Annotated in this window: 15 protein-coding genes; 8 read left to right on the top strand and 7 right to left on the bottom strand. The window is 70.8% G+C overall.

The features are described from left to right. The first annotated feature begins 24 nt into the window (after positions 1–24). On the top strand, positions 25–2,244 hold the full coding sequence (locus tag VFH10_RS07900) for a polyribonucleotide nucleotidyltransferase (RefSeq protein WP_325127569.1): 2,220 nt from the start codon (positions 25–27) through the stop codon (positions 2,242–2,244). A gap of 3 nt (positions 2,245–2,247) precedes the next feature. After that, complete coding sequence (locus VFH10_RS07905; protein WP_325127570.1) at positions 2,248–3,573, top strand: pitrilysin family protein; 1,326 nt, start codon at positions 2,248–2,250, stop codon at positions 3,571–3,573. Positions 3,574–3,600: 27 nt separating this feature from the next. On the opposite strand, the gene VFH10_RS07910 is transcribed toward VFH10_RS07905, so the two are convergent. Next, on the bottom strand, positions 3,601–4,188 hold the full coding sequence (locus tag VFH10_RS07910; protein ID WP_325127571.1) for a hypothetical protein: 588 nt from the start codon (positions 4,186–4,188) through the stop codon (positions 3,601–3,603). Beyond that, positions 4,185–4,793 carry a transposase gene (locus VFH10_RS07915; protein WP_325127572.1) on the bottom strand — a complete coding sequence of 203 codons (609 nt, stop codon included), beginning with the start codon at positions 4,791–4,793 and terminating at the stop codon, positions 4,185–4,187. The genes VFH10_RS07910 and VFH10_RS07915 overlap by 4 nt, the downstream gene beginning before the upstream one ends. 137 nt (positions 4,794–4,930) lie before the next feature. Between VFH10_RS07915 and dapB the strand changes: the two genes are divergently transcribed. The 4 genes from dapB (at position 4,931) to VFH10_RS07935 (ending at position 7,270) form a co-directional block, all read left to right on the top strand. Next, positions 4,931–5,674: a 4-hydroxy-tetrahydrodipicolinate reductase gene (gene dapB, locus VFH10_RS07920; RefSeq protein WP_325127583.1), complete on the top strand. Its 744-nt coding sequence runs from the start codon at positions 4,931–4,933 to the stop codon at positions 5,672–5,674. Further along, positions 5,674–6,132 (top strand): hypothetical protein, encoded by a 459-nt coding sequence (locus VFH10_RS07925; RefSeq protein ID WP_325127573.1) that lies wholly within the window; start codon positions 5,674–5,676, stop codon positions 6,130–6,132. The genes dapB and VFH10_RS07925 overlap by 1 nt, the downstream gene beginning before the upstream one ends. Positions 6,133–6,180: 48 nt before the next feature. Further along, entirely contained in the window at positions 6,181–6,567 is a 387-nt protein-coding gene (locus tag VFH10_RS07930; RefSeq protein WP_325127574.1) for a hypothetical protein, read from the top strand. A 253-nt stretch (positions 6,568–6,820) separates the two neighbouring features. Next, positions 6,821–7,270 carry a VOC family protein gene (locus VFH10_RS07935; protein WP_325127575.1) on the top strand — a complete coding sequence of 150 codons (450 nt, stop codon included), beginning with the start codon at positions 6,821–6,823 and terminating at the stop codon, positions 7,268–7,270. Between the two features lie 23 nt (positions 7,271–7,293). Here the strand turns inward: VFH10_RS07935 and VFH10_RS07940 are convergent, their stop codons facing one another. After that, positions 7,294–8,352 carry a zinc-dependent dehydrogenase gene (locus VFH10_RS07940; protein WP_325127576.1) on the bottom strand — a complete coding sequence of 353 codons (1,059 nt, stop codon included), beginning with the start codon at positions 8,350–8,352 and terminating at the stop codon, positions 7,294–7,296. A gap of 218 nt (positions 8,353–8,570) precedes the next feature. On the opposite strand from VFH10_RS07940, the gene VFH10_RS07945 reads away from it, so the two are divergent. Next, the gene (locus VFH10_RS07945) at positions 8,571–10,568 is read left to right on the top strand and encodes a PTS mannitol transporter subunit IICBA (RefSeq protein WP_325127577.1); all 1,998 of its coding nucleotides are present in this window, start codon (positions 8,571–8,573) and stop codon (positions 10,566–10,568) included. 72 nt (positions 10,569–10,640) lie between these two features. On the opposite strand, the gene VFH10_RS07950 is transcribed toward VFH10_RS07945, so the two are convergent. The 4 genes from VFH10_RS07950 to VFH10_RS07965 form a co-directional block, all read right to left on the bottom strand. After that, positions 10,641–10,946, bottom strand: coding sequence for an AzlD domain-containing protein (locus VFH10_RS07950; RefSeq protein ID WP_325127578.1), 306 nt, complete (start codon positions 10,944–10,946; stop codon positions 10,641–10,643). Continuing rightward, complete coding sequence (locus tag VFH10_RS07955; RefSeq protein ID WP_325127579.1) at positions 10,943–11,677, bottom strand: AzlC family ABC transporter permease; 735 nt, start codon at positions 11,675–11,677, stop codon at positions 10,943–10,945. Before VFH10_RS07955 ends, VFH10_RS07950 begins: the two co-directional genes overlap by 4 nt. 97 nt (positions 11,678–11,774) lie before the next feature. After that, on the bottom strand, positions 11,775–11,981 hold the full coding sequence (locus VFH10_RS07960; RefSeq protein ID WP_325127580.1) for a hypothetical protein: 207 nt from the start codon (positions 11,979–11,981) through the stop codon (positions 11,775–11,777). A gap of 176 nt (positions 11,982–12,157) precedes the next feature. Further along, positions 12,158–12,736 (bottom strand): GNAT family N-acetyltransferase, encoded by a 579-nt coding sequence (locus VFH10_RS07965; protein ID WP_325127581.1) that lies wholly within the window; start codon positions 12,734–12,736, stop codon positions 12,158–12,160. A gap of 63 nt (positions 12,737–12,799) precedes the next feature. Between VFH10_RS07965 and paaA the strand changes: the two genes are divergently transcribed. Further along, on the top strand, positions 12,800–13,695 hold an 896-nt coding region (paaA, locus tag VFH10_RS07970), incomplete at its 3' end, for a 1,2-phenylacetyl-CoA epoxidase subunit PaaA (protein ID WP_325127582.1).

Here is a 13,695-nt window from a genome sequence, read left to right on the forward strand (position 1 = left end):
CTCCGCGAACAGAAAGCACATGCAGTGGAACCCACCATTTCTGCCGTCGAGACAGTTCTCGACAACGGCAAGTTCGGTCAGCGGACCATCAAGTTCGAGCACGGGCTGCTCGCCCGTCAGGCCGCCGGCTCCGTCACCGCCTACCTCGATGACGAGACCATGCTGCTGTCGGCCACCACGGCCGGCAAGTACCCCAAGGACCATTTCGACTTCTTCCCCCTGACGATCGACGTCGAGGAGCGGATGTACGCCGCGGGTCAGATCCCCGGCTCGTTCTTCCGCAGCGAGGGTCGTCCCGGCGAGGACGCCATCCTCACCTGCCGCCTGATCGACCGGCCGCTGCGCCCGACCTTCAAGAAGGGTCTGCGCAACGAGGTCCAGGTCGTCATCACGGTGATGGCGCTCGACCCCGACCACCCCTACGACGTGCTCGCGATCAACGCCGCGTCGCTGTCCACCCAGCTCTCCGGCCTGCCGTTCTCCGGCCCGGTCGGCGGCACCCGGGTGGCTCTCATCGACGGTGACTGGGTCGCGTTCCCGAGCCACAGCCAGCTCGAGAACGCCGTCTTCGACATGGTCGTCGCCGGCCGTGTCACCGAGACCGGCGACGTCGCGATCATGATGGTCGAGGCCGAGGCCACCGAGCAGACCTGGGACCTGGTCCGCTCCGGCAAGCAGGCACCGACCGAGGAGGTCGTGGCCAGCGGGCTCGACGCCGCCAAGCCCTTCATCAAGCAGCTGTGCGAGGCCCAGGCCGAGCTCGCCAAGCAGGCCGCGAAGCCGATCCAGGAGTTCCCGGTCTTCCTGGACTTCGAGGACGACGTGTACGCCGCCGTCGAGAGCGCTGCGGCGGCCGACCTCAAGCCCGCGCTGGCCGTCACCGGCAAGCTCGAGCGCGAGGCGGCGCTCGACTCCGTCAAGGAGGCGGTGCTGGAGAAGCTGAGCGCCGAGTTCGAGGGTCGCGAGAAGGAGCTCGGTGCGGCCTTCCGGGCGCTGACCAAGAAGCTGGTCCGCGAGCGGGTGCTCCGCGAGAAGGTCCGCATGGACGGTCGCGGCCTCACCGACATCCGTGACCTCTACGCCGAGGTCGGCGTGATCCCGCGGGTGCACGGCTCGGCGCTGTTCGAGCGCGGGGAGACCCAGATCCTGGGTGTCACCACGCTGAACATGCTGACGCTGGAGCAGAAGCTCGACACGCTGTCGCCGGAGAAGACGCGACGCTACATGCACAAGTACGTCTTCCCGCCGTTCTCCACCGGTGAGACCGGGCGCGTGGGCTCGCCCAAGCGTCGCGAGGTCGGCCACGGGGCGCTCGCGCGCCGGGCCCTCCTGCCGGTGCTGCCGACCCGCGAGGAGTTCCCCTACGCGATCCGTCAGCTCTCCGAGGCGATGGGCTCCAACGGCTCCACCTCGATGGGCTCGGTCTGCGCCTCCACGATGTCGCTGCTCCAGGCCGGCGTGCCGCTGCGCGCTGCCGTCGCGGGCATCGCGATGGGCCTGATCTCCGACGAGGTCGACGGCAAGACCGAGTACGTCGCGCTGACCGACATCCTCGGCGCCGAGGACGCGTTCGGCGACATGGACTTCAAGGTCGCCGGTACGTCGGAGTTCGTCACCGCCCTGCAGCTCGACACCAAGCTCGACGGCATCCCCGCCGACGTGCTGGCCGGCGCGCTGACCCAGGCCAAGGACGCCCGCATGGCGATCCTCGGCGTGATGAACGAAGCCATCTCCGCTCCGGCCGAGATGTCGCTCAACGCCCCCCGGATCATCACCATGACGGTCCCCGTCGACAAGATCGGCGAGGTCATCGGCCCCAAGGGCAAGGTGATCAACCAGATCCAGGACGACACCGGCGCGCAGATCACCATCGAGGACGACGGCACGATCTACGTCGGCGCGACCAACGGCGAGTCGGCCGAGGCCGCCCGCGCGATCATCAACGGCATCGCCAACCCGACGATGCCGGAGGTCGGCGAGCGCTACCTCGGCACGGTCGTCAAGACCACCAACTTCGGTGCCTTCGTCTCGCTGCTCCCGGGCAAGGACGGCCTGCTGCACATCAGCAAGCTCCGTTCGCTGGCCGGCGGCAAGCGCGTCGAGGCCGTCGAGGACGTCGTGTCGGTCGGGCAGAAGGTCCAGGTCGAGATCGCCGAGATCGACGACCGCGGCAAGCTGTCCCTGATCCCGGTGGTCGAGGACGGCGGCGACGAGGCTGCCTCCGACACGGAGTCCGCCGAGTAGGTCTTGGCCGCCCCGGCAGCACAGCAGAAGCCCGGCACGACCCGCACTCTCCTCTCCGAGAAGGACGGGGGGCTGGTACGCCGTACCGTCCTCCCGGGAGGGCTGCGGGTCGTGACCGAGGCGATGCCCGGCGTCCGTTCCGCCGCCATCGGCGTGTGGGTCGGCGTCGGGTCCCGCGACGAGGCCCCGACGCTGTCCGGCGCGTCGCACTTCCTCGAGCACCTGCTCTTCAAGGGCACGCCCTCGCGAAGCGCGCTCGACATCTCCGTCGCCCTCGACGAGGTCGGCGGCGAGTTCAACGCGTTCACCGCGAAGGAGTACACCTGCTTCCACGCCCGGGTCCTCGACCAGGACCTGCCGCTGGCGGTGGACGTGCTCGGCGACATGGTGACGTCCTCGTCGATCACGCCGGAGGACGTCGAGGCAGAGCGTGAGGTGATCCTCGACGAGATCGCCATGCACGACGACGACCCGGACGACGTGGTGAACAACCTCTATGCCGAGAAGGCGTGGGGCTCGTCACCGCTCGGCCGTCCGATCGCCGGCACGGTCGAGTCGATCAAGGCGCTCAGCCGAGCGCAGATCTCGCGCTACTACCGGTCGCGCTACGCGCCGGAGAACATGGTCGTGGCGGTCGCCGGCAACGTCGACCACGCCTCCGTGGTCCGGCTGGTCCGCAAGGCGTTCTCGCGGTCCAACTTCCTGGCCGACACCAGCGTCCGGCCGCTGCCGGTACGACGCGGCGAGCGGGCCCGCCGCTCCACCGCCGGGGAGGTGGTGGTGACCCGCCCGTTCGAGCAGGTGAACCTGGTGCTCGGCGTCAACGGACTGGTCCGCACCGACGACCGGCGCTACGCGCTCGGTGTGCTCAACGGCGCGCTGGGCGGCGGCACGTCCTCGCGGCTGTTCCAGGAGGTGCGCGAGCACCGCGGCCTGGCGTACTCCGTCTACTCCTACGCCGCCCACTACGCCGACGCCGGCGCGTTCGCGGTCGCCGTCGGATGCCTACCGTCGAAGGTGACGGAGGTGCTGGCGGTGGTGCGCGGTGAGCTCGGGCGGCTCGCCGCCGACGGCATCACGCCCGAGGAGCTCGAGCGCGGCAAGGGCCAGCTCCGGGGCGGTCTGGTGCTCGGCCTCGAGGACTCCGCGTCCCGGATGGCCCGGATCGCCAAGGCGGAGCTGCTCTACGACGAGCTGCCCAGCCTCGACGAGGTGATCCGCCGGGTCGACGACGTCTCACTCGACGACGTCGGCACGCTGGCGCGGACGCTGTTCAAGCAGGACCAGACGCTGGCCGTGGTCGGGCCGTTCGACCAGTTGCCGGTCTGAGCCCGCCGGGACGCTCCGGACGATCCGTCAGGCGAGCAGCCCGGCGACGACGCCGGCCCAGGCGACCGCCCACAGCACGCTGCAGAACGTGCCGATGATGAACCGCTCGGCGACGCCGCCCTGCACCGGTGGCGGGGGCTCCCGGCCGCTCGAGGGTGCGTCGGACTTGAGCTCGGAGTAGCGGCCGAGCCCCTTGAGGCCGAGCACCACCGCGATCCCCTCGGGCCAGCCCGCCACCAGGGCCGCGAACACCCCGGTGCGCTCGAACCCGCCGATCCACGCACCGCCGCGCAGCACGCTCGCGGCCGCCTCCACGCCCGTCCGGCCGTTCTTCGACCGGCCGTCCTCGCGGTCGGCCAGGTGCAGGACGGTGGCGGTGACCGGACCCCCGCCGAGCGCCGCCAGCGCCAGCATCGGGACCAGCAGCAGCCGGGACAGGAGGCCGCGGTCGTCCTCCACCGGACCGTGCAGCAACGCCACCAGGGCGAGCCCGGCCAGGCCGGCGACGAGGACGCCGACCGTGACCAGCCCTGGTGGGCTCCCCGCCGGCAGCAGCCAGGCGGCGACGACGGCCGCGACCAGCACGACGACGATCAGCACCACGAGGACGGTCATGCCAGCAGCCTGCCCCAGAGGTCCGACACCAGTGCGCGGGCGCGCCGCTCGTCGACGATCCCGGCGGTCCGGGCCCGCTGCGAGACGGCCGACTGGGTGATCCCGAGCCGCTCGCCCGCCTCGGCGTACGACAGCCCGGTGGCCAGCAGGTCGTGCACCGCCCAGCCCCCGTCGGTGCGCCGCTCGAGGATCCCGGCCCACAGCCCCAGGACGGTCTCGAGGTGCTCGGCGACCGGGTCTCCGGTGCGGTCGCCGGCGACCACGGCCAGGTGGTGCACGTCGTGCTTGGCGCGGGTGACCGCGGTGCGGGCCCGCACGAACGCCTGCCCCCGGCCGGCCCGGGTCTCCGCCGGCAGCGGGGCGTCGACGTCGCCGATGCCGATGCCGATGTACCACCCGTCCGCGCGCAGCACCCGGGCGACGACCTCGACACAGACATCGGGGTCGTCGAGGACCCCCTGGACCTCGTCGCCCGCGGTGCGCTGGAACGGCCGCAGCGGCGGCGCCGGCAGCGCGGGGGCGTCGAGCGCGTCGAGCAGCGCCGGCACCGCGTCCTCGTTGGTGCTGCTGCGCTGCTGGTCCAGGGTCAGCACGGAGACCCTCATCGCGACTCCCTTCAGGCCAAGACCTGATGTTGATAGACATTAGACCACAGTCTTCATTGGCTCGCTATCAGGTCGGGCCGCCCGGGCGCCGGGGCCGGTGTGCCGGCCACTACGGTGAGCACGTGGCAGCGGACAACATGCGGGTCGGGGTGCTGGGTGCCCGGGGCAAGGTCGGCACCGAGGTCTGCCGTGCGGTCGCGGCGGCCGACGACCTCGAGCTCGTCGCCGAGGTGGACGCGGGCGACGACATCGGCTCGCTCGTCGAGGCCGGCGCTCAGGCGGTCGTCGACTTCACCCACCCCGACGTGGTGATGGACAACCTGGACTACTGCATCCGGCACGGCATCCATGCCGTGGTCGGCACCACCGGCTTCGACGACGACCGGCTGGACCAGGTCCGGCGTTGGCTGGGGGAGTCACCGGACACCGGGGTGCTGGTGGCCGCGAACTTCTCGCTCGGCGCGGTGCTGATGATGCGCTTCGCCGCCGAGGCCGCGCCGTACTTCGAGTCCGTCGAGGTGGTCGAGCTGCACCACCCCGACAAGGCGGACGCGCCCTCGGGCACCGCCACCCGCACCGCATCACTGATCGCCGACGCGCGGCGGCGGGCCGGCTCGGGCCCTGTGCCCGACGCCACCTCCTCCTCGCTCGACGGTGCGCGCGGCGCCGATGTCGAGGGCATCCGCGTGCACGGCCTCCGGATCCGGGGGCTGGTCGCCCACCAGGAGGTCATCCTCGGCGGGCTCGGCGAGACCCTGACGATCCGGCACGACTCGCTGGACCGGGTGTCGTTCACGCCCGGAGTGCTGCTCGGCCTTCGCCAGATCGGCTCCGCCCCGGGGCTGACCGTTGGTCTCGAGGCGTTCCTCGGGCTCGACTGATGAGACCGATGCTGCGGGTCACCCTGGCCGTGCTGCTGGTGGTGGTCGCCTTCTACGCGGCGCTGCTCGCGTTCAAGGGGCTCGCCCTGGTCCGGGAGGGCGGCACGGTCGGGGTGCTGCTCGGGCTCGGCATCCTCGTCGTACCCCTGCTCGGGGTTGCGCTGGTGCTACGCGAGATCCAGTTCGGCCGGCAGTGCGGCCGGCTGGCCGACGAGCTGGCCCGCGAGAACGGCCTACCGGTCGACGACCTTCCGCGCCGGCCGTCGGGCCGCGTCGACCGGGCGGCGGCCGACGGCCGGTTCGCCAAGCTCCGCGAGGAGACCGAGGCCGACCCGGACAGCTGGCAGAACTGGTTCCGGCTCTCCCTGGCGTACGACGCGGCCGGGGACCGCAGCCGGGCCCGGGCCGCCGCGCGGCACGCGATCGAGCTGCACGCCCGGCGCGGCCGCGCCGAATGAGTAGGACGACTCATGGTGCGGCGTCCGGCCACGAGAGACGCTGACGACATGACCCACGTCGACAGCACCTCCCTGTCCACCGGACGGACGCTCGGCCTCACCTGGTTGGGCGCGTCCGCGCCGGTCGGCATCGTGGCGACGCTGCTCCTGCTCATCTCCGACCAGTCGGACGACCGGACCGCCGGTGTGCTGCTCTGGGTGCTCGCCGCCATCGGGTTGGCACTCGGCGCGTGGATCCTGACCTCGCCGCACGACCGCTTACGGCAGGCGTCGCTCGCCGCCAGTGCGCTCTGGCTGGTCGGCGCCGTTGTCGTCTACCCCACCCAGGAGTTCACCGCCGACAGGCTGTGGGTGTCCGGACTGCCGGCTCTCGGGGCGCTCGTGACCGCGGTCGTGGCCTGGAGGGCCCCGCGGCACAGCCGGGTCACGCGCTAGAACCGGTTGCATCCTTCTGCACTGCACACACCTGAACCCCGCGCAGCGTTCCGCCCAACCCGCCGAGCGACCAGGCTTGGGGGAGGCCCGGGTGACCGGGCCCGACCTCGTGGCCGCCGCATGGAGCGGTCCCCGCGTCGTAGCACCCAAGGACCCACCCAGGGGAAGAGGGGCCGTCACTCTGCTCGGTGGCGGCCCCTCGTCTTGCCCACACGGTGGTGGCCCGTCGGTGCTGCCGGGCAGGATGGGCGCCATGCCTACCGACGTGCCCCCCAACTTCGCCATCGTCACGCTCGGCGTCTCCGACCTCGAGAGGTCCGCCCGCTTCTACCGCGACCTCGGCTGGGAGCAGCGCGGCGACCTCGCGCAGGGGATCACCTGGTTCAAGACGTCCGGGTGCTGGGTCGGCCTCTTCGGCTACGCCGAGCTCGCCGCGGACGCCGAGTGCGAGCCGGTGTCGGTCGAGGACCTGCCCGCCTACCGCGGCATCACGCTCGCGGTGAACCTGCCCTCGGAGGACGCCGTCGACCTGGCCTTCGCGCGCGTTCACGAGGTCGGCGGCCGGATCGTCAAGCCGGCCAAGAGGATCGAGTGGGGCGGCTACTCCGGCTACTTCGCCGACCCCGACGGCCACCTGTGGGAGATCGCGCACAACCCGTTCTTCCCGATCGACGACGAGGGTCGCATCGAGATCAGCGGCTGAGCTCCTACTCCGGCGGCAGGCTGCTACGGCTCGACCGTCACCTTGATCGCCTCGCCGTTCTTGACGATTGAGAAGGCGTCGAGGACGTTCTCCAGCGGGATGTGCCGGGTGATCAGGTCCTTGACCGGCACCTGTCCGGTGGAGATGTACTGCAGGGCCCGCTTGTTGTGCTCGGGGGCGGAGCCGTTCGCGCCGTGGATGTGCAGCTGGCGGTAGTGCACGACGTTCGAGTCGCACTTGATGAACGGGTCGGTCTTGGGCAGCCCGCCGAAGAACGAGATCCGGCCGTTGCGCGCGGCCATCGAGATGGCCTGCTCCTGGGTGACGTTGGCGGCGGTCGCGGTGATGATCACGTCGGCGCCGCGGCCGCCGGTCAGCTCCATGACCCGCTCGACGACGTCGACCTCCGCGCCGTTGATGGTCTCCTCGGGCTGGACCGCGTCGGCCGACATCTTCAGCCGGTCGGCGTTGACGTCGACGAGGTAGACCGGCCCGGCCTTGTGCACGCCGCGGGCGATCCGGATGTGCATGCACCCGATCGGGCCGGCGCCGAACACGACGACGGTGTCGCCCTCCTCGATGCCGAGCAGCTCCTGGGCGTTGATGGCACACGCGAACGGCTCCGCGGCCGACGCCTCGTCGTACCCGACGTTGTCGGGGATCCGGTTCAGGCCGTCGACCTTGAGGACCTGCCGCGGCACGATCATGTACTCCGCGAAGCCGCCGTCGTACTGGTAGCCGACCGACGTCTGGTTCTGGCAGACCGCCATCCACCCCTTGTTGCACTCGTGGCAGTCGCCGCAGGGGACGGCCGCGATCACCTGCGCGCGGTCTCCGACCTTCCAGTCCGCGCCGTATGTCGAGTTCACGTCGGCGCCGACCTCCACGACCTCGCCCGCGATCTCGTGGCCGGTGATCCGCGGCGGCGTGAGGTTCTGGTGGCCGTTGTAGAAGATCTTCACGTCGGTGCCGCAGGTCGAGCAGTTCCTCACCCGCAGCTTGACCTCGTCGGGGCCGCACTCGGGCTCGGGGACGTCCTCGAGGCGGACGTCCTCGGGGGCGTAGAAGCGCAGGGCCTTCATCGATTCCTCCTGGCTCGGCATCCGGAATGTCAGCAGAGCGTATCACCGTTTCTCTGGTTTTTCCTTTGAATATGTTGCGTTGACCTCTTGACGACCACGAATTCGGAGAGATATACAGACATTCACAGATTCGCATGACGCGCGTCACACGGCCGAGCCCGAGCCGGACGGAGTCACGCGAGGGAGACCTGCACCGCTGGTGCCGAGGAGGAGTGAGCATGGCGACAGCCACCGAGACGCCGGCGTCCCGTGGAGGGGCGCGCGTACACGTGCAGAGATTCGGCACGTTCTTGTCCAACATGATCATGCCCAACATCCCCGCATTGATCGGGTGGGGCCTGTTCACAGCCTTGTTCATCGAGGTGGGGTGGCTGCCCAACGCCGACCTCGAGACGTTCGTTGGTCCTTCGATCCACTACCTGCTGCCGATCCTGATCGCCGCCACCGGGGGGCGCATGGTGTACGGCGACCGTGGTGCCGTGGTCGGCGGCTTCGCCACCATGGGCGTGATCGCAGGTTCGGACCTGCTGATCGCCCAGTTCAACGCTGGACTGGCGGAGGGTCAGGATCCCCGCGGTCAGGTCCACATGTTCATCGGCGCCATGATCATGGGTCCGCTCGCGGCCTACGTGATGAAGCGGCTCGACGCGTTGTGGGAAGGCAAGGTCAAGGCGGGCTTCGAGATGCTCGTCAACATGTTCTCGGCGGGTATCACCGCCTTCGTGGCCGCCATTGTCGGATTCTTCGTGCTCGCGCGGATCGTCAACGGTCTGATGGAAGCCGCCGGCAACGCCGTCGAGTGGCTCGTCGACAACAGCCTGCTGCCGCTGACATCTGTCATCATCGAGCCGGCCAAGGTGCTGTTCCTCAACAACGCCATCAACCACGGCGTGCTGACGCCGCTGGGTCTGCAGGAGGCGGCCGAGCAGGGGAAGTCGGTGCTGTTCCTGCTGGAGGCCAATCCGGGCCCCGGTCTCGGTCTGCTGATGGCGTTCGCTGTGTTCGGCAGGGGGGTGGCGAAGGCCAGCGCTCCCGGCGCCGCTGTCATCCAGTTCCTGGGCGGCATCCACGAGATCTATTTCCCCTACGTGCTGATGAAGCCCAAGCTCATCGTCGCCATGATCGCGGGCGGCATGACCGGTGTCGCCATCAACGTCGCGCTCGACGTCGGGCTGGTGGCGCCGGCGGCGCCGGGGTCGATCTTCGCGGTGTACGCGCAGACGGCGAGGGGCGACTACTTCGGCGTGACCCTTGGTGTCTTCGGAGCCGCAGCAGTCTCGTTCGCGGTGGCGTCGTTCATGCTCAAGCTGGAGAAGGGTGACGACGAGGGCGACCTCGTCGGCGCCACTGCGGTGATGGAGGCCAACAAGGGCAGGAAGTCCACGGTGGCCGCCGCGCTGACCGGGCGTAACGCAGACAGGGAGATCCGCTCGATCGTCTTCGCCTGCGATGCCGGCATGGGCTCCTCTGCCATGGGCGCTTCCGTGCTGCGCAAGAAGATCCAGAGCGCCGGACACGGTGAGGTCACGGTCGTGAACAAGGCGATCTCGGGCCTCGACGACAGCTACGACCTCGTCGTCACCCACCAGGACCTGACCGATCGCGCCAAGCTGAAGACGCCCTCGGCGATCCACGTGTCGGTGGACAACTTCATGGGCAGTCCGCGCTACGACGAGATCGTCGACATGCTGGACTCCACGCAGGGCTCCGGTGAGGCCGCCGGCGCCGAGCCCGGTGTCGCCGAACCGGACGCCGCGCCCTCGGGCGAGCTGCTCGCCTCGCAGTCGGTCGTGCTGGACGGGACGGCGTCCACCCGCAACGAGGCGATCACCGAGGCCGGGAAGCTGCTCCTCGACGTCGGCGCCGTCGAGCGCTCCTACCTCGCCTCGATGCACGAGCGAGAGGAGTCCGTGTCCACGCACATGGGCAACGGACTTGCCATCCCGCACGGCACCAACGAGGCCAAGTCGGCGATCCGGCGGACCGCGATCTCGTTCGTGCGCTACCCGCGCGGGATCGACTGGGGCGGCCACCAGGTGAAGTTCGTGGTCGGCATCGCCGGTGCCGGCGACGACCACCTGACGTTGCTCAGCCAGCTCGGGCAGGTCTTCGTGGACCAGGACCGGATCGCCGAGCTGGAGGCCGCGCAGTCCGTGGCCGACGTGCAGCGCATCCTCGGTCAGGTCGGCTCGGCGCCGGCGGGCGCCGGGGGCTGAGCGGGTCCTGCACCAGGACGGGCCCCGCACCTCGCAGGTGCGGGGCCCGTCCGTGCTCAGGCTGAGCAAGCGTCAGAGCAGCCGGACCAGGGCGGCCGAGGCAGCCGCGAGCAGCACCACGACCAGGAACGGCGCGCGGAACAGCAGCGCCACCACGGCGACAGCCAGTCCGACGAGCCGCGCGTCGAGGACGAGGGACTGGCCGTCGGCGAAGACCTGGACGGCGACCAGGGCGGCGAGGAGGGCGACCGGGAGCAGGTCGGCCACCCGCTCGACCAACGGGTGCTCGAGGACCGCCTCCGGCACGGACAGCCCGGTCAGCTTCAGGAGGTAGCAGCCCACCGAGGTGACGATGACCGCGACCCACAGCGCGCTCATCGGTGGCCCCCGCCCGGGAGGTCGTCGTGCTCGGGGTACTCGGTCGGGTCGTCCCGGCTGCTGATGATGCCGGCCAGCAGCGCCACGCCGCCGGCGGCGAGCACGGGCACGCCGGCGGCAGTCACCGGCACCAGGCCCAGCGCGACCGCCGCCCCCAGCGCGGCCACCACCTGGTTGCGCCGGTCGCGCAGCCGCGGCCACAGGAGTGCGAGGAAGGCCGCACCGACCGCGGCGTCGAGCCCGAACGTGCGCGGGTCGCCCAGCGAGCGCCCGCCGACGGCGCCCAGCAGCGTGGCGAGGTTCCACAGCACGAACACCGCGAGTCCGGTGCTCAGGAAGCCGGTGCGCGCGGCCAGCCGCGAGTCCCGGTTGATCGCCATCGCGGTGGACTCGTCGATGACGAGCTGGGCCGCCGCGAAGCGACGCCAGCCGGTCCAGGCGAGGAGGGGCGCGAGCCGGAGGCCGTAGAGCGTGTTGCGGCTGCCGAGCAGCAGCGCGGTCGCCGCGCCGGACAGCGGGCTGCCGCCCGCCCCGATGACGCCGATCAGGGCGAACTGGGAGGCGCCGGTGAACACCAGCAGCGACAGCACGCACGTCTGCCACACGTCGAGGCCGGACGTGACCGAGATGGCTCCGAAGGAGATGCCGTAGGTGCCGCTCGCGATGCCCACCGCCACGCCGTCGCGCACGATCGCGCGGCGCTCGCCCGGGGGGAGAGTCTCGACGGTCACCCGCCGAGCCTACGAGGCCCCGACGACGGTCCCGGACCGCGTCTCAGCACCCGCCAGGGCCCACGCGTCAGTCGTGACGCGGAGTGCGCAGCCGCGCTCAGTGCGGGGTAGCCCCGGGGTCCCGGAAGTCGTGGGTGAGTAGCAGCACCACGACGACGCCGATGCCGGCGCCGATGCTCGCGCCGGCGCCGGCGAGCAGGGGCACCGGGAGGGTGAAGGCGAGCCACGCGCCCAGGCCGACGCAGGCGAGCAGGGCGCAGACCGAGACGATGATGCGGTAGAGAGCGGGCAAGGGTCCCAGCACGTTGCGCTCCTCGACGGACGATGCACCGGACGGCGCCCCTCGTCTCGAGGCGCCGAGGTCGTTTCCCGCGGTGTGCGGGCGGGTCCGGGCGGACCCGTCACCTACTAGGACGAGTGACCCTGCCATTTGGTTGCCCCGGCGCCCGGACCGGCAAACCTGGCCGAGGCCAGAGCTGGTCAGACGTCGGTCAGGTCGGTGTGCAGGCGGACCTGCTTGACCCGCACCGACCCGTCGCCATGCAGGTCGAGCTCCCGGTGCGCGCCGTCGGCGGCCCAGCCGGCTCCGACGAGGAAGCCGCGGCGCACGTCGTCGGTGCTGGTCAGCCAGATCAGCGCCCGGGTGAAACGGTCGGCCTTGAGTGTCTCGGCGCAGGCCTGCACGAGACGGGAGCCGTGGCCGTGACGGGTCTGGCCGGGGTCGACGGTCAGCTCGACGATCTCGCCGTCGGCGACCGGGTCGGCGTCGGGGTCGGCCGCGGGGCCGGTCACCGCGAAGCCGCGCACCGTGTTGCGCTCGAGCGCCACCAGCACCCGGTTGCGGGCGTCCTTCGGCTTGACCAGCGACGCCCGCCACGCCTCGGCGAAGTCGGCCGGGTCCAGCGCGGAGAGCACGTCGTCGGGCAGCGTCCCGGCGTACTCCTCCCGCCAGGCCCGCACCTGGACGGCGGCGATCGCGTCGGCGTCGTCGGTCCAGCCGACCCGCACCGAGACGTCAGCGCCGGGGGAGCTCATGTCGCCGATCCTGCCAGTCGACATGGTGTTACACCTCCCCGGCAGACTTGCGGTAAAGGTGTAACAGATCCTTGGTACGCTGGGCCCATGTACGGCAACGACTTCACTGCGCCCGAGGGCACGAGCGGGACCGACGCGCCCGCCCCACCCGACGCCGGAACCGAGCCGGGGCTCGAGGACTTCGACCGCGTGATCGCGGCCGACGGTCGGATCGAGCCACGGGACGCGATGCCCGAGGGCTACCGCAAGACCCTGATCCGGCAGATCGCGCAGCACGCGCACTCGGAGATCATCGGCATGCAGCCCGAGGGCAACTGGATCACCCGCGCGCCGAGCCTGCGCCGCAAGGCGATCCTGATGGCGAAGGTGCAGGACGAGGCCGGCCATGGGCTCTACCTGTACGCCGCCGCGGAGACCCTCGGTGCCGACCGTGCCGACCTGCTCGACATGCTGCACAACGGCAAGCAGAAGTACTCCTCGATCTTCAACTACCCGACCCAGACCTGGGCCGACATCGGCGCCATCGGCTGGCTCGTCGACGGCGCCGCGATCGTCAACCAGGTGCCGCTCTGCCGCTGCTCCTACGGCCCCTACGCTCGCGCGATGATCCGGGTCTGCAAGGAGGAGTCGTTCCACCAGCGCCAGGGCTTCGAGATCCTGCACACGCTGTCGCACGGCACCTCGGCCCAGCGCGCGATGGCGCAGGACGCCGTCGACCGCTACTGGTGGCCCTCGCTGATGATGTTCGGCCCGCCGGACGACGACTCGCCCAACTCCGCGCAGTCGATGGCCTGGGGCATCAAGCGCTTCAGCAACGACGACCTGCGGCAGCGGTTCGTCGACATGACGGTGCCGCAGGCCGAGGCACTCGGCCTCACGCTCCCCGACCCCGACCTGAGGTGGAACGAGGAGCGCGGCCACTACGACCACGGCCCGATCGACTACACCGAGCTCTTCGAGGTGATCAAGGGCAACGGTCCCTG

The sequence above is a fragment of the Nocardioides sp. genome, from assembly GCF_035697785.1.
Taxonomy (GTDB): domain Bacteria; phylum Actinomycetota; class Actinomycetes; order Propionibacteriales; family Nocardioidaceae; genus Nocardioides_B.